Genomic DNA, 20930 nt, shown 5'->3' on the forward strand with positions numbered 1-20930 from the left:
CTGCAAGTGCAATTTTTACCACCCATACTGTTTGCAGAAAAAAACGCCATCCCGGTGATTTTACAGGCAGTTCAGCACCCTGCAGACCGCCTGTTACGGTTTTAAACGGCCTTGACCTGGTCGGCGATGCGATTCGCCAGTTCGGTGACCTGCGCCTCATTTTCGCCTTCGACCATGACACGAATTAGTGGCTCAGTCCCTGATTTACGCAGCAGAACGCGTCCGCGACCCGCCAGCGCTTTTTCCACTTCGGCCGTGACAGCTTTCACCACGTCACTCTGAAGCGGATCATGTTCGCCCGCAAAGCGTACGTTAACCAGGACCTGCGGCAGCATCTTCATGCCACTACAGAGATCGTGCAGGCTCATGTGGTTACGCACCATCGCAGTGAGCACTTGCAAACTTGCAACGATACCGTCACCGGTTGTGGTTTTATCCAGCAGGATCACATGACCGGAGTTCTCTGCACCGAGACGCCAGCCCTTCTCCTGCATCTTTTCCAGTACATAACGGTCACCGACTTTGGCACGGGTAAACGGAATGCCGAGCTGTTTCAGCGCTAACTCCAGCCCCATGTTACTCATCAGCGTACCCACGACGCCGCCGCGTAACTGTCCCTGACGCAGGGCTTCACGCGCAATGATGTAGAGGATCTGGTCGCCATCAACTTTGTCACCCAGATGGTCAATCATCATGATGCGATCGCCGTCACCGTCGTAGGCCAGGCCGATATCCGCCTTCTCTGCCAGCACGCGCTGCTGCAGCAGCTTGAGGTCGGTGGCACCGCACTCTTTGTTGATGTTCATGCCGTCTGGCTGGACACCGATAGCAATCACCGTCGCGCCCAGTTCACGTAATACATTCGGCGCAATGTGGTAGGTGGCGCCATTGGCGCAGTCGACCACAATTTTCAGGCCATTCAGATTCAGTTCGCTGGGGAAAGTCCCTTTGCAGAACTCAATGTAACGCCCTGCTGCATCCACAATACGGCTGGCACGACCTAACTGCGCTGATTCAACACAGGTAATCGGCTTTTCCATCTCCAGCTCAATCGCCTCTTCAACGTCGTCGGGCAGTTTGGTGCCCTCGGACGAGAAGAATTTAATCCCGTTGTCGTCAAACGGGTTATGTGACGCTGAAATCACAATGCCTGCCTCTGCGCGGAAGGTACGGGTCAGATAGGCGATGGCTGGTGTCGGCATCGGGCCGGTAAAGGCGGCCGTCAGGCCTGCTGCTGCGAGACCGGCTTCCAGCGCGGACTCCAGCATATAGCCAGAGATACGGGTATCTTTACCGATAATGATCTTCTTTGAACCGTGGCGCGCCAGCACTTTACCTGCGGCCCAGCCCAGCTTCAGGACGAAATCGGGGGTGATGGGTGCTTCACCGACTTTGCCACGAATGCCGTCTGTACCGAAATATTTACGATTACTCATGATACTCCTTTTGCTCTTCGGGTCGCTTCGACCACGCGCATCGCTTCAGCCGTCTCTTTTACATCATGGGCGCGAATAATCTGCGCGCCCTGCATAGCAGCAATCACCGCGCAACTCAGGCTGCCGGTTAAACGCTGTGACGGGCCGACGTTTAACAGCTGGCCAATCATCGATTTACGCGACATCCCCACTAACAGCGGCAGGCCGAAGTGGTGAAAATCGCCAAGATGAGCCAGCAGTTCATAATTGTGGCTGAGATTTTTACCGAAACCGAAGCCCGGGTCGAGTATCAGACGCTCTTTTTTAATGCCCGCTGCTTCGCAGCGCGCTATCTGCTGAGCGAAGTAAGTATCCACTTCGCTTAAAATATTTTCGTAAACCGGTGCCTGCTGCATGGTGCGCGGTTCGCCCTGCATATGCATTAAACAGACGGGCAGTGCGGTCGCGGCGGCGGCTTCCAGTGCTCCGGGTTCAGAAAGCGAACGCACGTCGTTTATGATGTGAGCACCTACTCGCGCGGCTTCCCGGATGACGTCAGCTTTAGAGGTGTCCACTGAAATCCAGACTTCGAAACGCTGGGCAATGGCATCGATGACCGGAATCACCCGCTCCAGCTCCTCCTCCACACTCACTTCATCCGCGCCAGGACGGGTTGATTCCCCGCCCACATCGATGATGGTTGCGCCTGCATTGACCATCTCATTGGTATGCGTCAGCGCATCAACCAGCGCGTTATGCTTTCCACCATCTGAAAAGGAGTCCGGCGTGACGTTAAGAATGCCCATCACATGTGGAAAAGATAAATCGAGATGGGAATCACGGGCGAACAACTTCATAGCGGAAACTCCTTGCTGATCAATATCTGGATGTAAAAAACCCCGGACCAGCCGGGGTTTTGTCTGACGATGTTGCGTCTTATTTGTTGTACTGCTCTGACATGGTATTGCCTGGGTTTGGCGTACGCGGTTCATCAACCGGACGTGGCGCCTTTGGCGTACCGTTGCTGTCTGAGTTGCTGCCTGGATCTTCCCAGCCCGCTGGCGGACGCACTTCGCGGCGTGCCATCAGGTCGTCGATCTGCGGTGCATCAATGGTTTCATACTTCATGAGCGCGTCTTTCATCGCGTGAAGGATGTCCATGTTCTCACCCAGAATCTGACGAGCACGCTGGTAGTTGCTGTCGATCAGGTGCTTAACTTCCTGGTCGATGATGCGGGCCGTTTCATCAGACATATGTTTCGCTTTCGCGACAGAACGTCCAAGGAACACTTCACCCTCTTCTTCTGCATAGAGCAACGGGCCCAGTTTTTCAGAGAAGCCCCACTGCGTCACCATGTTACGTGCCAGATTGGTCGCAACTTTAATATCGTTGGACGCACCGGTAGAAACACGTTCTGCACCATAGATGATCTCTTCTGCCAGACGACCGCCGTAAAGCGTTGAGATCTGGCTTTCCAGTTTCTGACGGCTGGCGCTGATCGCGTCGCCTTCAGGCAGGAAGAAGGTCACACCCAGTGCGCGACCGCGCGGGATAATCGTTACTTTATGAACCGGGTCATGCTCTGGCACCAGGCGACCAATAATGGCGTGGCCTGCTTCGTGGTAGGCAGTTGACTCTTTCTGCGATTCCGTCATCACCATGGAGCGACGTTCCGCACCCATCATGATTTTGTCTTTCGCTTTCTCGAACTCTACCATCGAAACCACACGCTTGTTTGAACGGGCCGCGAACAGCGCTGCTTCGTTAACAAGGTTGGCCAGATCGGCACCCGAGAAGCCTGGCGTACCACGTGCAATGATCGCTGCATCAACATCAGTTGCCAGCGGCACACGACGCATATGCACTTTAAGGATCTGCTCACGACCGCGAACATCTGGCAGGCCAACAACAACCTGACGGTCAAAGCGTCCTGGACGCAGCAGCGCAGGGTCCAGTACGTCAGGACGGTTAGTTGCGGCGATAACGATAATACCTTCGTTACCTTCGAAACCATCCATCTCAACCAGCATCTGGTTCAGCGTCTGCTCACGTTCGTCATGTCCACCGCCTAAACCGGCGCCACGCTGACGACCGACTGCGTCGATCTCATCGATAAAGATGATGCACGGAGCCGCTTTTTTGGCCTGTTCGAACATGTCACGCACACGGGATGCACCGACACCGACAAACATTTCCACAAAGTCAGAACCGGAGATGGTAAAGAAAGGCACCTTCGCTTCACCGGCAATCGCTTTTGCCAGCAAGGTTTTACCGGTACCCGGTGGCCCCACCATCAGAACGCCTTTTGGAATCTTACCGCCCAGCTTCTGGAAACGGCTCGGCTCACGCAGATATTCCACCAGCTCAGCAACTTCATCTTTCGCTTCGTCACAACCTGCTACGTCGGCGAAAGTGGTTTTAATCTGGTCTTCCGTCAACATGCGGGCTTTGCTCTTGCCGAAGGACATCGCGCCCTTACCGCCGCCGCCCTGCATCTGACGCATAAAGAAGATCCACACACCGATCAGCAGCAACATCGGGAACCACGAAATGAAGATTGAAGCCAGCAGGCTTGGTTCTTCCGGCGGTTCGCCAACCACTTTGACGTTTTTGGTCAAGAGGTTATCGAGCAACTTGGGATCGTTGACAGGAATGTAGGTCGTGTATTTATTGCTGTCTTTTTTAACGACGTTAATTTCACGCCCGTTAATACGTGCCTCGCGGACCTGATCCTGGTTCACTTCCGACAGGAAGGTTGAATAATCAACCCGACGGCCATTCGACTCGCTGGGCCCAAAGCTCTGGAATACTGACATCAGCACGACCGCGATGACTAACCAGAGAATCAGGTTTTTCGCCATGTCACTCAAGGGATTAACCTCATATTACAACGGTGTTAACAGATAGCGTAGGGTACTATAGATCCCGCATACATGGAATCGCAGCAAAACTGCGGACTTCTCCAGCAATTTGGTTATAGTTTGCGCCCAGTCGCCACAATATACACTTCACGTGAACGTGAACGTGAAGCGTCCGGCTTACGAATTTTCACTTTCGTAAACAGGGAGCGAATTTCCCGCAGGTATTCATCGAAGCCATCTCCCTGAAACACTTTCACTACAAAACTGCCGCCAGGTGCCAGGATATCCCGACACATCTCCAGCGCCAGCTCGACTAAATACATCGACCGGGGAATATCTACGGCAGGTGTACCACTCATATTCGGCGCCATATCGGACATGACAACCTGAACTTTTTGATCGCCAACGCGTTCAAGCAGCGCATTGACCACCGATTCTTCACGAAAATCGCCCTGAAGGAAATCGACACCGACTATCGGATCCATTGGCAGGATATCACAGGCAATGACTCGCCCTTTGTTCCCAATTTGCTGTACCACATATTGCGACCAGCCACCGGGTGCAGCACCCAGATCTACCACGGTCATGCCGGGTTTGAAAAGCTTGTCACCCTGTTGTATTTCATCAAGTTTAAACCAGGCGCGCGAACGCAACCCTTTTTTATGCGCCTGGAGCACATATTTATCGCTAAAGTGTTCCTGAAGCCAGCGGCCGGAGCTGGCCGAACGCTTTTTACCCGTCATAATATTTCCAACTAAATCGTCATCGTAGCGATAAACCTGCACGCAATGGGTTGCGTCGATTTGGTGATATACCCGAGATGGCGGTAGAATGAACCGTTTTCAATCCCTGAGTAAGTAAAAAACTACGATGAATCTAAGTACCAAACAAAAACAGCACCTCAAGGGCCTCGCCCATCCGCTCAAGCCAGTGGTTATGCTGGGTGGCAATGGCCTGACTGAAGGCGTGCTGGCCGAAATCGAGCAGGCTCTGTCGCATCACGAACTGATCAAGGTAAAAATCGCCTCGGAAGATCGTGAAACGAAACAGCTGATCGTTGAGGCTATCGTGCGTGAGACCGGTGCCAGCAACGTACAGGTGATCGGCAAAACGCTGGTGCTGTATCGCCCCTCTAAAGAGAGCAAAATTTCTCTGCCACGCTAAGTGGGCAAAGAAAGTGACATGCTCTTACCTCAGATAAAAGGCCGCAATGCGGCCTTTTTCCTTTCTTTACATTGTGCTTTAACGCTTTTCAAAGCGTAGCAACATCTTAAAGGTATTCCACCTTCAGGATTTCATACTCAACGTCGCCGCCCGGGGTTTTCACGATAGCCACGTCATCGGCCTCTTTACCCACCAGGCCACGCGCCATCGGCGAATTGACCGAAATCAGATTTTGCTTAAAGTCCGCTTCGTCATCGCCCACAATGCGATACGTGGCTTCTTCGTCGGTTTCGACGTTCAGCACGGTAACGGTTGCACCGAAAATCACGCGTCCGGTTTTCGGCATCTGAGTGACGTCGATAACCTGCGCATTGGAGAGTTTGGCTTCAATCTCCTGAATACGGCCTTCGCAAAAACCCTGCTCTTCACGCGCAGCGTGATATTCCGCGTTCTCTTTTAAATCGCCATGTTCGCGTGCGTCAGCGATAGAGGCGATAATGCGCGGGCGCTTCACGGTTTTCAGCTCGTTCAGCTCTTCGCGCAATCTTTCAGCGCCTCTTAACGTCATCGGAATCTGATTCATTTAAGCTCCTCGCCATCTTTCCTGTTTAACGATGTCATCCTGACCGGTGACTGCAGAAAAAAGCGTTCTGCGGCGCATTAGCCCGTTTTTGCAAATAAAAGAATCCTGACCCGGAGATGCTTCCAGGCCAGAAAAGAGTTTTGCAATTTGATACGTATTTTACCCCAGAGTTCCCTGCGGGTCATCGTTTACTTTGCACCGTCCAGCGACGTAGTATTGACGCCCTCACCTGCCAGTTACCGCGAGATTATGCGATTTTCACGACTTGTTACCGGATTAAGCTGCGCATTTATGCTGCAGGCACACGCAGCGCCAGTTGATGAATACATGCAGTACCTGCCAGACGGCGCCAATCTGGCGCTGATGGTACAAAAAGTAGGCGCATCAACACCGATTATTGATTATCACGGAAAACAGATGGCCCTGCCCGCCAGTACCATGAAAGTGGTGACGGCGCTGGCAGCATTGCTGGAGCTGGGTGGCGACTTCCGTTTTCAGACCACTTTTGAGACTCGCGGCGCCATTATCGATGGCACCCTGAACGGCGATTTAGTCGCACGTTTCGGCGGTGATCCCACCTTAAGCCGTCAGGATCTGCGCAACATGGTGGCGGCGATAAAGAAGCAGGGCATTAACCATATCAAAGGCAATCTGGTTATCGACACCTCCGTTTTTGCCAGTCACGATATGGCGCCGGGCTGGCCGTGGAACGATATGACCCAGTGCTTCAGTGCTCCGCCGGGTGCGGCAATCGTTGATAAAAACTGCTTCTCGGTGTCGCTCTACAGTGCTAATACGCCGGGTGAGAATGCCTTTGTACGTATCGCCTCCTATTATCCGGCGCATATGTACAGCCAGGTGCGCACCATTGGCCGCAACAGCGGAGAAGGGCAATATTGCGAGCTGGATGTGGTGCCGGGCGAGCTGAACCGCTACACCCTCACGGGCTGTATGCGCCAGCGCGCGGAACCGCTGCCGCTGGCATTTGCGGTGCAGGATGGCGCGGCCTGGGCTGGCGAAATCCTCAAGGCGGAACTGCGGTCGTCTGAGATTGATTACAGCGGGCATCTGGTGCGACAGACGCAGGTCACCGAACCGGGTACCGTGCTGGCATCGACCCAGTCCGCGCCGCTGCATACGCTGCTGCACACCATGCTGAAGAAGTCAGACAACATGATTGCCGACACGGTGTTTCGCACCATTGGTCATCACTACTTCAATGTGCCCGGCACGTTCCGCGCCGGACAGGATGCCGTTCGCCGCATCCTGAAAGCCAAAGCCAATGTCGACATGGGTAATAGCATTCAGGTGGATGGTTCAGGTCTCTCCCGCCATGACCTGATTTCGCCGCAAACCATGATGCAGGTATTGCAGTTCATTGCGAAGAATGACAACACGCTGGATTATATTTCGATGCTGCCGCTGGCAGGTTACGACGGCACGCTGCAGTATCGCGGCGGGCTGCATGAGGCGGGGCTGGATGGCAAAGTCTCGGCGAAAACCGGTTCACTGCAGGGCGTCTATAACCTGGCGGGCTTTATCACCACCTCCAGTGGTGCGCGGGTGGCATTCGTTCAGTTCCTTTCCGGTTATGCGGTCCCGCCGGAAGATCAGCGTACCCGCCGTATTCCGCTGGTGCGATTTGAGAGCCGTCTCTACCGCGATATCAATCAGAACAACTGATTATTCAGTCATAAAAAAAGCGCAGCGGTCAGATCAACCGCTGCGCTTTTTATTGCCCGTCCATCAGAAGCGGGTATTCACGCTCATATACCAGGTGCGGCCCGACTCGTTAAAGGTATTGGCCCCTGCGCCATAGAGCCACGCTCCGGTGGTGGCATTGCCGGTGGTCTGCGCGTTGCCCTGACGGAAATGGCGCTTGTCGAACAGGTTGTCGATACCCACGGTGACGCTGGCATATTTATTAACGTCATAGGTGCCGCTCATGCCCACAACCGAATAGGGGCTCACCTGATCGGTGGCGCTACCGGTAACGGCGTTACCTTTATAGTCATATTTCTTCGGTACCTGTTTACCGTACCAGGTCAGGGTCGTTTGCAGGGAGAGGTCCTGCATCGCCTGCCAGCTCAGCGTCGAATTGAGCGTATATTCCGGAATAATCGACAGACGATCGCCGGTCTCTTTATTCTTACTCTGCAGCATGTAAGTGAAGTTATTGTTCCACGTCACGCTGTCAGAGAACGGGACATTGAGCGTGCCTTCCAGCCCCTCGACGACTGCTTTGGGCACATTTTCCCATTTGTAGATGTCGGTTTTGCCGTTAGATGCGGTGCCGGTTGGCGCCGTGCCAGCCTCGATCTTGTTACGGTAGTCGTTGCGGAACCAGGTCAGGCCCGCCTGGTAGCCATCGCGCTTCCATTCAACCCCAATCTCTTTATTGATGCTGTTTTCCGCTTTCAGATCGTCATTACCCATCAGATAACAGGCACCGGCACTGGCGGCGCAGCCCTGACCATTGCTGTAGAGCAGATAGTTCGGGTTGGTCTGATAGAGGCTCGGGGCTTTATAGGCGCGCGCAATGCCCATTTTCAGGGTGAACTCATCGCCTAATCCCTGTGACAGGTTGAGCGACGGGCTCCAGTTATCGCCCACAATCGAATGGTGATCGAAGCGCAGGCCCGGCGTCAGCATGGTGCTGTCGGTCAGCTCAATATTGTCTTCGGCAAACAGCGAGAAGATCTCCGCCTCCGAATAGGGTGTGCGGCCGGTCGTAGCGATACCGGGAATCGACCCGTAGCTGGCGGCCTGAGTCGTCGATGAAGGATCCTTCATCCGCTGCTGATTCCATTCCGTCCCGAAAGTCGCGGTCTGGTTCACCAGCCATTCAAACGGCACGCTGATCTCACTGTGCAACAACACATCATCCAGCTGGATGGTATTGAAGTTGCTGTTGGCGAAGATGCCTTCGGTGCCGCCCGCCAGCCCCTCATTCAGACGCGCGTTGCGGGTGTTCTCATATTGCGCGTAGGTATTGGTGCTGATGCCATTATCCCAGGCACCGGTCCACTTAACAGAAAAGTTCTGCCGATAGAGCCGGTTGGTCTCGTCACCATATTTGCTTTTCACCAGGGCGTTGGTGTTGGTGTTCTGCGTGTCCCCGGCATAGAGGTTGCCCTGACGACTGTAACCGGCCCCCACTTCCAGCGTCTGCATCGGCGCAAATGCCCAGCGCAGCAGGCCATGAATATCTTTGTTGATCGAGCCTTCCCGGCCCGCCGGGTACGATCCGGCGTAACTGCCGGTGCGGTCTGCGGCGTGCCCTTCATTAATGTCGTAAGCATCAGCCTGCGTTTTTGCCAGACCGCCATAGAGCCGGAAACTGACATCATCGCCCAGCGGCCCTTCAAGGCTGAAGTTGGTGCGACGGGTCGCGCCCTCCTCCTTGTGTTCCGGCACGTTGTAATAGGCGCTCCATGAGCCGTGCCACTGATTATCCATCTCTTTTTTGGTGATGATGTTCACTACGCCGCCCGCTGCACCGTTACCGTAACGGGCCGCTGCCGGACCGCGGATTACCTCAATGCGATCAATGATCTCTGGCGGCACCCAGTTAGTGTCGCCGCGCGTATCACGCTCGCCACGCCAGCCAAGCCGAACCGCGTTGCGGCTGGTCACCGGCAATCCATCGATCAGAATCAGGGTATTTTCCGGCCCCATGCCGCGGATATCGATCTGGCGATTGTTTCCGCGCTGGCCGCTGGTGGAGTTACCGGTCAGATTGACGCCAGGCATGGTGCGAATAATTTCGGCGACATCGCGTGCGGGTGGATGTTTTTTAATTTCGTCGGCGGTGATGGTCGACACGCCAGGTGCCTGCAACGTCTGCTCGGCGGCGGTCACCATCATGGTGTCGTCGTGGAGGGTATCGGAGGTGCTGCTGTCGATAGCCGGTTCGCGGGTGGCTTCAGCAGCCACGGCACCGGCAGAAATGAGAGAGGCGGTGAAACCCAGTTCAATCATAATGGCTAACGAAAGCCGGGATAACTTTTTCATTTTTCTGTTCCTGGAGTGCCGGCGAGGATGCCACTGCCGGCGTGCCGGTAAAAAAGTAATAACCTTGCCTGCAACGTTTTCCCCTTGTCGCCGGGCCAGCGTCAGAACTGCTTTGCATCAGTCTGAAAGCCGGTGCGGCAGAGAGGATGCGCGCGCTCCCTGTCGGGCGGAAACACCCTATTGCAAATGCAAATAATTATCAATACTATTATTCATAACATGCATGACCCTAATCAAGGGTGATCGAAAGATGGCGCGTATGACGTGGTTAAATGAAGAAACCGGCAGTGAACGCTGGTGGCAACAGCAGCAGCAACGGGGCATTCCTCTGGTTGAAGCTGGCGAAAAGGGAACCTGTCAGGTCACCTTTTTCTGGCGCGATCCCCAGGGTGACACGCAGCACTCCGATACCCGGCGCGTCTGGATCAATATTACCGGCGTAACCGATCATCATCATTCAGCGGTCCCCTCCTCATTAACGCCTGTTCCCGATACCGATGTCTGGTGGTGGCAGACCGCCCTGCCCGCTGACTGGCGCGGCAGTTACTGCCTGATTCCTGATAGTCAGGAAGAGACTTTTACCGGGCAGGCCGATATGCAGGCAGTGCGCCAGTGGTGGAGTCAGAAATTCCCGCAGGCGCAAAGCGATCCGCTGAATCCTCTGCGAAGCTGGGCGGGTGGACGCGGAATGAGGGTCTCGCCACTGCACCTGCCACACGCGCCGGATCAGCAGGTGTGGCGTGCGGTTGATGAGGGCCGTGCCGCCGATATTTCGCTGCAACACTATTTGTGGCGCAGCGAACGGCTGGGAAACCAGCGTCAGATCTGGATCTCTGTTACCGGAGACGCCAGTGCAGGCGATCGTCCGCTGGTGCTGCTGCTGGATGGTCAGTTCTGGGCACAGAACATGCCGGTTGCCGGCCCGCTTCAGCAACTGACAGAGGCAGGCGAACTGCCCCCTGCGGTCTATGTCATGATCGACATCATCGACCGCGAACACCGCACACGTGAGCTGACCTGTAACCCTGACTTCTGGCTGGCGATTCAGCACGAGCTGTTGCCGCAGGTTCAGCGCTGGGCGCCGTTTCGTGCCGACAGCACGCTGGTAGCGGGACAGAGTTTTGGCGGCCTTTCTGCCGCTTACGCCACCCTGACCTGGCCGGAAACCTTTGCTGGGGCGATCAGCCTCTCCGGGTCGTTCTGGTGGCCCGCGCGCGGCGATCCCAATGGCTGGCTGCCACAGCAGTTACAACAGGGCTTACTGCAGGCCCCCCCTCGCCGCTTCTACCTGGAAGCGGGACGACGCGAACGGTTGATTCTGGCAGCAAACCAGCAGTTTCAGCACGATCTGACCGCTGCCGGACATCAGGTCAGCTATCACCCGGTCGAAGGCGGTCACGATGCGCTGTGCTGGCGCGGCGGACTGCTGGCAGGCCTTAAAGCCATGTGGCAATAGCCCTAACCCGCTTATATTCCGCCTTCTGCGCGCCACTGAAAGATATTGGATATGCAGGACAGCGGCGTTAGCGCGCCCGGTGACTGCGGACAGGAGACCGACATGCAACAACTTAACCCTTTCGACGATCCGCAACAGGATTGTCAGGTGCTGAAGAACGATCAGCAGCAGTACAGTTTATGGCCCGCCTTTTGTGCGGTTCCGGCAGGATGGCAGCCGGTGTTTGGCCCCGGGCCACAGGCTGACTGTCTGAGCTGGCTGAATGAAAACTGGCACGATATCCGTCCGGTTATGACGCAGGACAGAGGCGAAAATGTCTGAGATCACCCTCAACCCGCAGACAGAACAAAAAACGCTGCCGCTGGTGGCCGCTCAGCCCGGAATCTGGATCGCTGACCAGCTATCGCCCTATTCCAATGCTTACGCCGTGGCGCATTTTGTCGAACTGCGCGGTGCGCTGAACAGCGCGTTGCTGTCACGGGCCATAATTGCTGGCATGCAGGAAGCGGACACACTGAATATGGCCTTTGGCGAGCAGGAGGGTGAACCGCTACAGTGGCCTGAACCCCAGGCTTTCCGCGAGCCTGAGGTGATCGATCTGCGCGATGCCGCCGATCCGGAGGCCGAAGCACGTGCGCTGATGCAGCAGGATATGACCGGCGATCTGCGGGTGCTGAGCGGCGCGCCGCTCTACCATCACAGCCTGCTTCGGCTGGATGAGGATCACTGGTACTGGTATCAGCGATACCATCATCTGGTGGTCGATGGTTTTAGTTTCACCGCCCTGACCCGCCGTATCGCCAATCTTTACAGCGCCTGGCAGCGCGGCGACACGCCGGAGCCAAGCCCGTTTGTGCCGTTCAGCGACGTCGTTGATGAATATCAGCGCTATCAGCAATCTTCGGGCTGGCAGCGCGATCGCCAGTACTGGCTGGAGAAAGGCGCGCAGCTACCTGCGCCCGCCTCGTTGTCCGCTCTGCCGCTGGCCGGTCAGAGCGCCAGTACCGACCTGCTGCGCCACACGTTTGCCGTGGATCGCGACACTTTTCAGGCTTTGCTGACGCACACCGGGCAGCACAACCTCAGTGCTGCGGATACCGCCTTTGCGCTGGTGGCGTTATGGCTGGCGCGCCTCACCGGTCAGCATGCGTTCGCCGCCGGTTTCATCTTTATGCGCCGCATCGGCTCGGCCGCGCTCTGCGCCACCGGTCCGGTGATTAACGTGCTGCCAATGGCGGTGCATTACGATCCGGCACAGCCGCTGACGGCACTGGCCGGGCGCCTGGCGGGCGAAGTCAAAAAAATGCGTCGCCATCAGCGCTACGACGCTGAACAGGTGCAGCGCGATCTGGGTCGCTCCGGCGACAGCGATCCGCTCTATGGGCCGGTAATCAACCTGAAGATGTTTGATTACCAGCTCGATTTCGCTGGCATCAAAGGCGTAACCCATCAGCTGGCGTCAGGACCGGTACGCGATCTGGAGATTGCTATCTACCTCAGCGAACAGGGCGACCTGACGCTGGAGTTACTGGCTAATGCACAGCGCTATAACGACACAACGCTAAAGCAACACGCCAGCCGCTTTGGCCTGCTGCTTCAGCAGCTTGCCGTCCGGCCAGCCAGTGCCTGTGGCGAGCTGGACATGCTGATGCCGGAAGAGCATCAGCAGCTCGCGGCGATCAACCAGACTGCCGTAATGCTGCCTGCAGAAACCCTGAGCAGCCTGCTGCTTCGGCAGGCACAGCGTTCGCCGCGCGCTCCGGCACTGGCAGATGAGGGGCATCAGCTTAACTATCAACAGATGCAGCAGCAGGTCGCCGCGCTGGGGCAGCAGTTGATTGCGCAGGGAGTGACGCCGGGTGATATCGTCGCCGTAGCGCTGCCGCGTTCGGTCTTTTTATCGCTGGCGCTGCAGGCGATCGTCAGCGTGGGGGCAACCTGGCTGCCGCTTGATACCGGCTACCCGGACGATCGGTTACAGATGATGCTGGAAGATGCCGCGCCGAAAACGCTGATCACCTGTCGTGAACTGGCCGAGCGGCTGGCGGCACTCTCACCCGTCGCGCCGCTGTTTTACGACGCGCTGTTAACACCCGTGGATAGCGTGCTGATGCAGGCCCCGCGTCCACAGGATGGCGCATACATCATCTATACCTCCGGCTCGACCGGCCGGCCAAAAGGGGTGCTGGTCAGTCATGAGGCGATCGTCAACCGTCTGTTATGGATGCAGGATCGCTATCCGCTCGGCAGCGATGATGTGGTGTTGCAGAAAACCCCGAGCAGCTTTGATGTTTCGGTATGGGAGTTCTTCTGGCCGCTCATTGTCGGCGCACAGCTGGTGATGGCTCCGCCCGACGCTCATCGCGACCCGGACGCGCTGCAGCAGCTGTTTGCCCGCTACCGCGTGACCACCACCCATTTTGTTCCGTCGATGCTGGCTGCTTTTATTGCCTCGCTGCAGGAAGGTGACGCGATAGCGCGCTGCGCCACCCTGCGCCGGGTTTTCTGTAGCGGCGAAGCGCTGCCCGCAGAGTTATCGCGCCAGTGGCAGGCGCTGACCCGTGTGCCCTTGCATAATCTTTATGGCCCGACCGAAGCGGCGGTTGATGTCAGCTACTATCCGGCCTTTGGCCCGGAGCTGGCGGCCGTCGAAGGGGCCAGCGTGCCGATTGGCTTCCCGGTCTGGAACACCGGCTTACGGATTCTGGATGCGCGTCTGCAGCCGGTGCCACCGGGCGTGGCTGGCGATCTCTATCTGACCGGCGTGCAGCTGGCACATGGCTATCTTGATCGTCCCGACCTTACTGCCAGCCGGTTTGTCGCCGATCCGTGGGGACACGGCTCCCGGATGTACCGCACCGGTGATGTGGCGCGCTGGCTGCCGGATGGTGCGGTGGAGTATCTGGGCCGCAGCGACGATCAGCTTAAAATTCGCGGACAGCGTATTGAGCTGAACGAGATCGACCACGCCATGGCTGCGCTACCTGGCATTGAGCAGGCCGTCACACATGCGGTGGTGCTGGGGAGCAGCAGCGATCAGCAGGGCGATGCCCGCCAGCTGGTCGGCTATGTTGTGGCTGATGGCCCGATCGATACCGACGCAATGCGTCAGACTCTGGCCACACAGTTACCGGCGCATATGGTGCCGGTGGCGATTGTTCAGCTGGCGGCGTTACCGCTCAGCAGCAACGGTAAACTGGATCGCAAAGCGCTGCCGCTGCCGCAAACGCAGGCAGCGCTGGCTGGTCGCGCGCCGCATCCCGGACTCGAAACGACACTGGCACAGGCGTTTGCCAGGCTGCTGGAGTGCGAACCGGTGAGCGCCCAGGATGATTTCTTCTCGCTGGGCGGCCACTCGCTGCTGGCGATGCGGCTGGCAGCACAGCTGCGCCGGACGCTGAATCAGCCTGTGTCGGTGGGCCAGATTATGGTGGCATCCACGGTAGAAAAGCTGGCGGCACTGCTCAGCAGCGAGCCCGCGGATGTGGCTCGCGCCGGATTTGAAGCGGTATTACCCTTGCGACGCAGCACTGGCCCGACGCTGTTCTGCTTCCATCCCGCCTCCGGTTTTGCCTGGCAGTTCAGCGTGTTGCAGCGCTATCTGGATGCACGCTGGTCGCTACTCGGCATTCAGTCACCCGACATCACCAGCCCGCTGAACCAGGCGCAGCACCTTGACGCGGTGTGTGAGGCGCATCTGGCGACGGTGCGTCAGCAGCAGCCACAGGGGCCTTACTATTTCCTGGGCTACTCGCTGGGCGGCACGCTGGCGCAGGGTATCGCCGCGCGGCTGGAGGCCGCAGGTGAAACCGTTGCCTTCCTCGGACTGCTGGATACCTGGCCGCCGGAGACGCAGAACTGGGATGAACGGCGCGGTGAAAACGTGCTGGATCCGGCGGTGCTGGAAGAAGTTAATCGTGAGCGCGAGCAGTTTATCGCTGCGCAACGGCAGCAGGCCGGTGAAGGAATGGAGGCACTGTTTACCACCATTGAAGCCAACTACGCCAGTTCAGTGCGCCTGCTGGCAACAGCGCGCAGTGCCCGCTTCACCGGACACGCAACCCTGTTCCTGGCGGAACAGACGCAGCAGCCCGGTCAGGATGCGCGCCGCGCCTGGGCGCCCTATGTCGGCGAGCTGACTATCTGGCCGCTGGACTGTGCGCACGTCGAGATCATCTCACCGCGCATGTTCGAACAGATTGGGCCACGACTGCAGCAGTGCCTGGCGTCGCTGGATCCCTGAACCGTTCTGACTTTGCGCTTTCTTCGGGTGGAGAAAGCGCAGGTCAGCCTCTTCCCAGCGGCACAATCATCGGCGTACCGGCCACCGGATCGTTAATGATGATGCAGCGCAGGCCGTAGATCGCTTCTATCAGTTCCGGCGTGACGATCTCCGCCGGTTTCCCTTCGGCAATGATTTTCCCGTCTCGCATCGCAATCAGGTGGCTGGCATAGCGGCACGCCTGATTGAGATCATGCAGCACCACCACCAGCGTACGGCCATGCTGCTGATTGAGATCCTGCATTAATTCCAGCAACTCAATCTGATGGGCGATGTCGAGCCAGGTGGTCGGTTCATCCAGCAGCAACAGTGGCGTCTGCTGAGCCAGCACCATCGCAATCCACACCCGCTGCCGCTGGCCGCCAGAGAGCGTATCAACCTGCTGCTGCGCTAAGTCTGCCACGCCGGTAGCCTGCATTGCCTGCTGAACAGCCGTCTCATCTTTCTGTCGCCAGCGACCAAACAGCGACTGGTGCGGATAACGCCCGCGCGCGACCAGTTCGCTGACGCTGATGCCCGCTGGTGCATTCGAGCTTTGCGGTAGCAGCCCCAGCCGACGCGCCACCTCTTTGGTAGCGTAGTGAGCAATCGCATTGCCATCCAGCAGCACCTGGCCTTTCAGGGGCGAGACCAGGCGGCATAAGGTACGCAGCAGCGTCGACTTTCCACAGGCATTTGGGCCAATAATAACGGTCAGTTCACCGTCGGGGATCGCGACGGTGAGATTCTCCGCCACGATTTTTTTGTCATACCCCAGCGTCAGCGCGTCGCCCTGCAAACGTGTTTTCACTGTCATTGGCGTCGCGCCTCCCGTACCAGTAAAGCAATCAGATAGAGTCCGCCCAGGCTAACCGTGATGACGCCAACCGGCAGCTGATAAGGCAGGAAAAAGTGCTGCGCGGCGTAATCCGCGGCGGTTAACAGCAGCGCGCCGCACAAGGCAGCCAGCGGCAGCGCGCCTTTGATACCGCCACATAGCCGACGAGCAATCTGCGGTGCCAGCAGCGCAATAAAGGAGACAGGACCGACCAGCGCGGTAGAGGCGGCGGTGAGGATCACGCCCGTCAGCATCAGCAAAACGCGGCTGCGTTCAACCGGTACGCCCAGCGCGCAGGCGGTGTCGTCACCCATCTCCAGCAGACGCATGCGCCGGGCCAGCATGCTTGTCGCCAGCAGCGCCAGCAGCAGCACGATAATCACCGGCGTCGTTTTCGCCCAGGTAATGCCGTTGAGTGAACCGGCGCTCCAGAGCCCGGCGCTCAGTGCCGCCTCCAGTGAGGCGCTGATAATCAGCCAGCTGTTCAGCGCCATCAGCAGCGCCCGCACGCTGATGCCCACAATGATCAGACGAAAGGTCTCCACGCCGTTGCGCCAGCTCAACAGCCAGACCACGCCCGCCGTGAGCAGTCCGCCAAGCAGTGCCGCCAGCGTCATGCCCTCCATGTTTTGCTGGAACAGCACCAGTGCCACCAGCACGCCGCTGTAAGCGCCGGTATTGAAACCCAGAATATCGGGGCTGCCCAGCGGGTTGCGCAGCAGCGACTGAAAAATTGCCCCGCTGACGCCCAGTGCCGCACCAATCAGCAGCGCCATCATGACACGCGGCAGTCGCCACTCCAGTACAATCAGCTGTATGTTACGCGCCGCCTCGCCGTTGATAAGGGCCCACAACTGGCTGGCGGAGATCGGTAAGGTGCCGCGCGTAATGCTCAGAAAGGTCAGCACCCCGCAGGCCACCAGCAGCATCAGCGCATTAATCATCACCCGTTTCATAGCTGCCCTCTTCCCGACTTGCGGCGCACCAGCACAACCAGCATCGGCGCGCCCAGTATGGCCGTGACAATCGACACGCGCAGTTCGCCCGGTACCAGCAGCCGTCCCAGAATATCGGCGGCCAGCAGCAAACAGGGGGTGATAAGAAGGGTTCCGGGCAGCATCCAGCGATGATCGTTACCCAGCAGCCAGCGGGCCAGATGTGGCGTCATTAAGCCGACAAAAGCGATGGGGCCGACAGCGGCTGTCGCCGCCCCACTCAGCAGCGCAATAGCCAGTAATCCCACCAGCTGGGTACGCATCACCCGGGTACCCAGCGCGGTCGCCATATCACCGCCCATACTCAGGCTGTTGAGCGAACGCGCCAGCAGCAGCGCCAGCAGGCTACCGGCGACTACCGCCGGAAAGGTGGTGCGCAGAATGGCAAAATTGCGGATATCCAGCGAGCCACTGTGCCAGAAACGCAGATGATCGTAGATGTCAGGATTGAGTAGCGATAAACCAGAGGTTAACCCCTCCAGCACCGCGCCCAGCGCCACGCCTGCCAGCGTCAGACGCACCGGATTAACGCGGCCACCGCCCAGCGCACCGGTCAGCGCCACCAGCAGGGAGGCCAGCAGTGCGCCCGTAAAGGCAAAGCCAAGCCAGTCCGCGGGGGAGTCAGCGCCAGACAGGGCGATGCCCAGCACTACCGCAAAGCCTGCACCGGCGTTGATACCGAGAATGCCGGGATCGGCCAGCGGATTGCGCGTCAGGCTCTGCATCAGCGCGCCCGCCAGACCTAAACTGATCCCGGCCAGCAGACCCGCCAGGGTGCGCGGCAGTCGGGCATCGCGCACGATGACACAATCGACGCGGTTACAGTCGCTGAATAAGGCCTGCGTGACATCATGAAAGGGGATAGATTTGGCACCCAGCATCAGGCTGAGCGCGAGAAGCAACAACAGCAGCATCCCTGAACCTGCTATTGCACGAAGTTGACGCATAACGTTTAAACCTTCACCGATTCATTGAGATCGCAGCACGAGTCATTATGATAATGATACTTGTTATCGTTATTAGTGATTTTTTGTATGTTACCATGACTCCCGGACTCAATGATGAGGAAAATGGGTGCAAAAAAGCGACGTTATGAACAAACCCTCCCACTTTATCGATCTCAGCCTGCTGAGAACCCACCCCGCCTTTCGCGCCATTTTTATCGCCCGCTTTATCTCCATCGTTGCCCTCGGCATGCTGGCGGTGGCGGTACCGGTTCAGATTCAGCAGCTAACGCAGTCGCCGCTGCTGGTGGGTCTGGCGGTGACGCTGGCCGGTGCCGGCATGTTTATCGGCCTGCTGACCGGCGGCGTGCTGGCGGATCGCTATGAGCGCCGACGTCTGATCCTGTTTGCCCGATCCACCTGTGGCCTGGGCTTTGTCGCCTTATGCATCAATGCCCTGCTCCCTTCGCCGTCGGTGATCGCCGTCTTTGTGCTGGGACTGTGGGATGGTTTTTTCGGCGCGATAGGCGTCACCGCGCTGCTGGCGGCGACGCCGGCGCTGGTCGGGCGTGAAAACCTGATGAAAGCAGGTGCGATTACCATGCTGACAGTGCGCTTTGGCGCGATTCTCTCACCCGCCATTGCCGGACTGGTCATCGCGCAGGGCGGTGTGGCGTGGAACTATGGACTGGCGGCGTTCGGCACGTTGCTGACGGTGCTAACCCTGCTGCGGTTGCCGCGGCTGGCGCCACCGCCGCAGCCGCGTGAACATCCGCTGAAAGCACTGGCCAGCGGCGTGCAATTCCTGTTTGCCAGCCCGATTGTTGGCATGGCGGCGCTGGTCGGCGCGCTGGTGACGTTAGCCAGCGCGGTGCGCGTGCTCTATCCGGCGCTGGCGCCACACTGGCAGGTCGGCGTGACGGAGTTAGGGCTGATGTATGCCGCCGTTCCGCTGGGTGCTGCCACAGGTGCCCTCACCAGCGGACGGCTGGCACAGTCACCGCAGCCGGGCCGCCTGATTCTGGCGAGTGCTATTGCTGCTTTCGTCGCGCTGGCTCTGTTCAGCCTGATGCCGTGGTTCAGCGCGAGTCTGGTCTGCCTCGCGGTCTTTGGCTATTTCAGTGCCATCAACAGCCTGGTGCAGTACGCGCTGATCCAGACGCTGACGCCTGATGCGCTGCTCGGCAGGATCAACAGCCTCTGGACAGCGCAGAATGTCACCGGCGATGCGATAGGTGCAGCGATGATTGGCGCGATGGGTTCACTGCTGTTGCCGCAGCAGGCGGCCAGCCTGGCTGGTCTGGCAGCCACCGTGCTGGGCATCATCATGTGGCTGCTGATGGCGCGTCTGCGTCGCTATCAACCGCCTGCACCGGCGGAAACGGGATCATGATTTAACGAACAGCGTCTCCAGCCGCGTCAGCAAATTACTGGCGCTGTAGTAGTCGAGCCGGAAGCTATCCAGCCCCAGCGCATAGACCGCTTTTGCGCGCACAGCTGGGGTCTGCGCCAGGAAAGGGTTGCTCATCACCTGTGCGGCGGTGGGCTCTTCGGCGGCAAACAGCAGATATGATTGACCATTAAGGCCTGCCGCCAGATTTTCTCCTGACAGTTGCAGGATATCTTTACGCTGTCCCATGCTGTGACCAGCCTGAAGAGTGGCCGGCGGCGTCGCCAGGGTGAAGCCCAGTTGCTGCAGTAACTTCCCCTGCGCCGACGCATCCGTCCACAGATTGACTGCCCGGCCATCACCGTTCCACACCATCGCTGATACCGGCTGCGGCGGCAGAGTCAGCTTCGCTTTCAGACCCTTTTCTCGCGCATCAAACTCTGCTTTCCGGGCGGCAGCTTCCGCTTCATGCCCGGTCGCCTCACCCAGCAACGTCACCAGTTGCTGCCAGCTTTTATCGTCGTAATTCACCACCAGCACCGGCGCAATCGCCGCAAGCTGATCGACCAGTTTGATCGCCGAATCATTCCCGGTGGCGCTGACCACAATCAGGTCTGGCGCTTCAGCAGCAATCGCTTCTGCACTGGGCTCACCAATGTAGAGACGTTTTACGCCGCGCTGTTTGGCCACTTCGCCCCACTGACGGAAGAATCCCTGCTTATCAGCCAGCCGACTGCCGGGTGCGGTTGCGCCACTAGCGACGACCGGCGCATCAATGGCCAGCAGCGAGCCGGTCAGGGTAACGCTGGTCGAAACAATGCGCATCGGTGCCTGGGTCAGCGTGATATTGCCTGTTGCCCCGGCGACAGTTCGCGGCCAGCCGGTCTGGGCAGCAGCGGTAACACTGAACAGGCTGATGCTCAGGAAAAACAGCGCTATCGCCGATGTGACACCATGTTTACTCATAGATTTTCGTCCACTTTTACCCGGAAAAAGAGAGAGACCATT

The 20930-nt window shown here is 58.0% G+C and carries 16 protein-coding genes; 6 read left to right on the plus strand and 10 right to left on the minus strand.

Annotation, left to right across the window (positions count from 1 at the left end; all coding sequences use genetic code 11):
• Nucleotides 1-101: 101 nt before the first annotated feature.
• The 4 genes from glmM to rlmE all read right to left on the minus strand — a co-directional run bounded on the left by glmM (nt 102) and on the right by rlmE (nt 5020).
• Nucleotides 102-1436 carry a phosphoglucosamine mutase gene (gene glmM, locus NR201_RS11365; protein ID WP_256849787.1) on the minus strand — a complete coding sequence of 445 codons (1335 nt, stop codon included), beginning with the start codon at nt 1434-1436 and terminating at the stop codon, nt 102-104.
• Complete coding sequence (gene folP / locus NR201_RS11370; protein WP_033770873.1) at nt 1433-2272, minus strand: dihydropteroate synthase; 840 nt, start codon at nt 2270-2272, stop codon at nt 1433-1435. The genes glmM and folP overlap by 4 nt, the downstream gene beginning before the upstream one ends.
• A gap of 79 nt (nt 2273-2351) precedes the next feature.
• Nucleotides 2352-4277 carry an ATP-dependent zinc metalloprotease FtsH gene (gene ftsH, locus NR201_RS11375; protein ID WP_010251805.1) on the minus strand — a complete coding sequence of 642 codons (1926 nt, stop codon included), beginning with the start codon at nt 4275-4277 and terminating at the stop codon, nt 2352-2354.
• 113 nt (nt 4278-4390) lie between these two features.
• Nucleotides 4391-5020: a 23S rRNA (uridine(2552)-2'-O)-methyltransferase RlmE gene (rlmE, locus tag NR201_RS11380; protein WP_010251807.1), complete on the minus strand. Its 630-nt coding sequence runs from the start codon at nt 5018-5020 to the stop codon at nt 4391-4393.
• A gap of 127 nt (nt 5021-5147) precedes the next feature.
• On the opposite strand from rlmE, the gene yhbY reads away from it, so the two are divergent.
• Complete coding sequence (gene yhbY, locus NR201_RS11385) at nt 5148-5441, plus strand: ribosome assembly RNA-binding protein YhbY (protein ID WP_010251809.1); 294 nt, start codon at nt 5148-5150, stop codon at nt 5439-5441.
• 106 nt (nt 5442-5547) lie between these two features.
• Here yhbY and greA read toward each other — a convergent pair whose 3' ends face one another.
• Nucleotides 5548-6024: a transcription elongation factor GreA gene (gene greA / locus NR201_RS11390; protein ID WP_010251811.1), complete on the minus strand. Its 477-nt coding sequence runs from the start codon at nt 6022-6024 to the stop codon at nt 5548-5550.
• Nucleotides 6025-6273: 249 nt separating this feature from the next.
• Here greA and dacB point away from each other — a divergent pair, with 249 nt between their 5' ends.
• Nucleotides 6274-7707: a serine-type D-Ala-D-Ala carboxypeptidase gene (gene dacB / locus NR201_RS11395; RefSeq protein WP_010251813.1), complete on the plus strand. Its 1434-nt coding sequence runs from the start codon at nt 6274-6276 to the stop codon at nt 7705-7707.
• A gap of 63 nt (nt 7708-7770) precedes the next feature.
• Here the strand turns inward: dacB and NR201_RS11400 are convergent, their stop codons facing one another.
• Nucleotides 7771-10038 carry a TonB-dependent siderophore receptor gene (locus NR201_RS11400; RefSeq protein WP_256849788.1) on the minus strand — a complete coding sequence of 756 codons (2268 nt, stop codon included), beginning with the start codon at nt 10036-10038 and terminating at the stop codon, nt 7771-7773.
• Nucleotides 10039-10288: 250 nt separating this feature from the next.
• Here NR201_RS11400 and fes point away from each other — a divergent pair, with 250 nt between their 5' ends.
• The 3 genes from fes (at nt 10289) to NR201_RS11415 (ending at nt 15737) form a co-directional block, all read left to right on the plus strand.
• Nucleotides 10289-11494, plus strand: coding sequence for an enterochelin esterase (gene fes / locus NR201_RS11405; protein ID WP_256849789.1), 1206 nt, complete (start codon nt 10289-10291; stop codon nt 11492-11494).
• Nucleotides 11495-11596: 102 nt separating this feature from the next.
• Nucleotides 11597-11815 carry an MbtH family protein gene (locus NR201_RS11410; RefSeq protein WP_029519500.1) on the plus strand — a complete coding sequence of 73 codons (219 nt, stop codon included), beginning with the start codon at nt 11597-11599 and terminating at the stop codon, nt 11813-11815.
• Nucleotides 11808-15737, plus strand: a complete 3930-nt coding sequence (locus tag NR201_RS11415) for an enterobactin synthase subunit F (RefSeq protein ID WP_256849790.1) — start codon at nt 11808-11810, stop codon at nt 15735-15737. The genes NR201_RS11410 and NR201_RS11415 overlap by 8 nt, the downstream gene beginning before the upstream one ends.
• Nucleotides 15738-15780: 43 nt before the next feature.
• On the opposite strand, the gene NR201_RS11420 is transcribed toward NR201_RS11415, so the two are convergent.
• Genes NR201_RS11420 through fepD form a run of 3 tightly spaced genes read right to left on the minus strand, consistent with a single transcriptional unit; the run spans nt 15781 to nt 18535 of the window.
• On the minus strand, nt 15781-16572 hold the full coding sequence (locus NR201_RS11420) for an ATP-binding cassette domain-containing protein (RefSeq protein ID WP_256849791.1): 792 nt from the start codon (nt 16570-16572) through the stop codon (nt 15781-15783).
• Nucleotides 16569-17549: an iron-enterobactin ABC transporter permease gene (gene fepG, locus NR201_RS11425; protein ID WP_256849792.1), complete on the minus strand. Its 981-nt coding sequence runs from the start codon at nt 17547-17549 to the stop codon at nt 16569-16571. Before fepG ends, NR201_RS11420 begins: the two co-directional genes overlap by 4 nt.
• Nucleotides 17546-18535, minus strand: coding sequence for a Fe(3+)-siderophore ABC transporter permease (gene fepD, locus NR201_RS11430; protein ID WP_256849793.1), 990 nt, complete (start codon nt 18533-18535; stop codon nt 17546-17548). Before fepD ends, fepG begins: the two co-directional genes overlap by 4 nt.
• 145 nt (nt 18536-18680) lie before the next feature.
• On the opposite strand from fepD, the gene entS reads away from it, so the two are divergent.
• Nucleotides 18681-19925, plus strand: a complete 1245-nt coding sequence (gene entS / locus NR201_RS11435) for an enterobactin transporter EntS (protein WP_256849794.1) — start codon at nt 18681-18683, stop codon at nt 19923-19925.
• Here entS and fepB read toward each other — a convergent pair.
• Nucleotides 19920-20888: a Fe2+-enterobactin ABC transporter substrate-binding protein gene (gene fepB, locus NR201_RS11440; protein ID WP_010672007.1), complete on the minus strand. Its 969-nt coding sequence runs from the start codon at nt 20886-20888 to the stop codon at nt 19920-19922. The two genes, entS and fepB, sit on opposite strands and share 6 nt — an antisense overlap.
• Nucleotides 20889-20930: the final 42 nt, after the last annotated feature.

The sequence above is a fragment of the Pantoea sp. Fr-CA_6 genome (assembly GCF_024520895.1).
Taxonomy (GTDB): Bacteria; Pseudomonadota; Gammaproteobacteria; order Enterobacterales; family Enterobacteriaceae; genus Pantoea; species Pantoea agglomerans.

Bases quoted from the DNA above. Each gene is read 5' to 3' on its own strand.
- fepB (WP_010672007.1), bottom strand. From the start codon at position 20,888: ATGAGTAAACATGGTGTCACATCGGCGATAGCGCTGTTTTTCCTGAGC.
- folP (WP_033770873.1), bottom strand. From the start codon at position 2,272: ATGAAGTTGTTCGCCCGTGATTCCCATCTCGATTTATCTTTTCCACAT.
- fepD (WP_256849793.1), bottom strand. From the start codon at position 18,535: ATGCGTCAACTTCGTGCAATAGCAGGTTCAGGGATGCTGCTGTTGTTG.
- NR201_RS11410 (WP_029519500.1), top strand. From the start codon at position 11,597: ATGCAACAACTTAACCCTTTCGACGATCCGCAACAGGATTGTCAGGTG.
- glmM (WP_256849787.1), bottom strand. From the start codon at position 1,436: ATGAGTAATCGTAAATATTTCGGTACAGACGGCATTCGTGGCAAAGTC.
- fes (WP_256849789.1), top strand. From the start codon at position 10,289: ATGGCGCGTATGACGTGGTTAAATGAAGAAACCGGCAGTGAACGCTGG.
- NR201_RS11415 (WP_256849790.1), top strand. From the start codon at position 11,808: ATGTCTGAGATCACCCTCAACCCGCAGACAGAACAAAAAACGCTGCCG.
- greA (WP_010251811.1), bottom strand. From the start codon at position 6,024: ATGAATCAGATTCCGATGACGTTAAGAGGCGCTGAAAGATTGCGCGAA.
- dacB (WP_010251813.1), top strand. From the start codon at position 6,274: ATGCGATTTTCACGACTTGTTACCGGATTAAGCTGCGCATTTATGCTG.
- ftsH (WP_010251805.1), bottom strand. From the start codon at position 4,277: ATGGCGAAAAACCTGATTCTCTGGTTAGTCATCGCGGTCGTGCTGATG.
- yhbY (WP_010251809.1), top strand. From the start codon at position 5,148: ATGAATCTAAGTACCAAACAAAAACAGCACCTCAAGGGCCTCGCCCAT.
- NR201_RS11420 (WP_256849791.1), bottom strand. From the start codon at position 16,572: ATGACAGTGAAAACACGTTTGCAGGGCGACGCGCTGACGCTGGGGTAT.
- entS (WP_256849794.1), top strand. From the start codon at position 18,681: ATGAACAAACCCTCCCACTTTATCGATCTCAGCCTGCTGAGAACCCAC.
- fepG (WP_256849792.1), bottom strand. From the start codon at position 17,549: ATGAAACGGGTGATGATTAATGCGCTGATGCTGCTGGTGGCCTGCGGG.
- rlmE (WP_010251807.1), bottom strand. From the start codon at position 5,020: ATGACGGGTAAAAAGCGTTCGGCCAGCTCCGGCCGCTGGCTTCAGGAA.
- NR201_RS11400 (WP_256849788.1), bottom strand. From the start codon at position 10,038: ATGAAAAAGTTATCCCGGCTTTCGTTAGCCATTATGATTGAACTGGGT.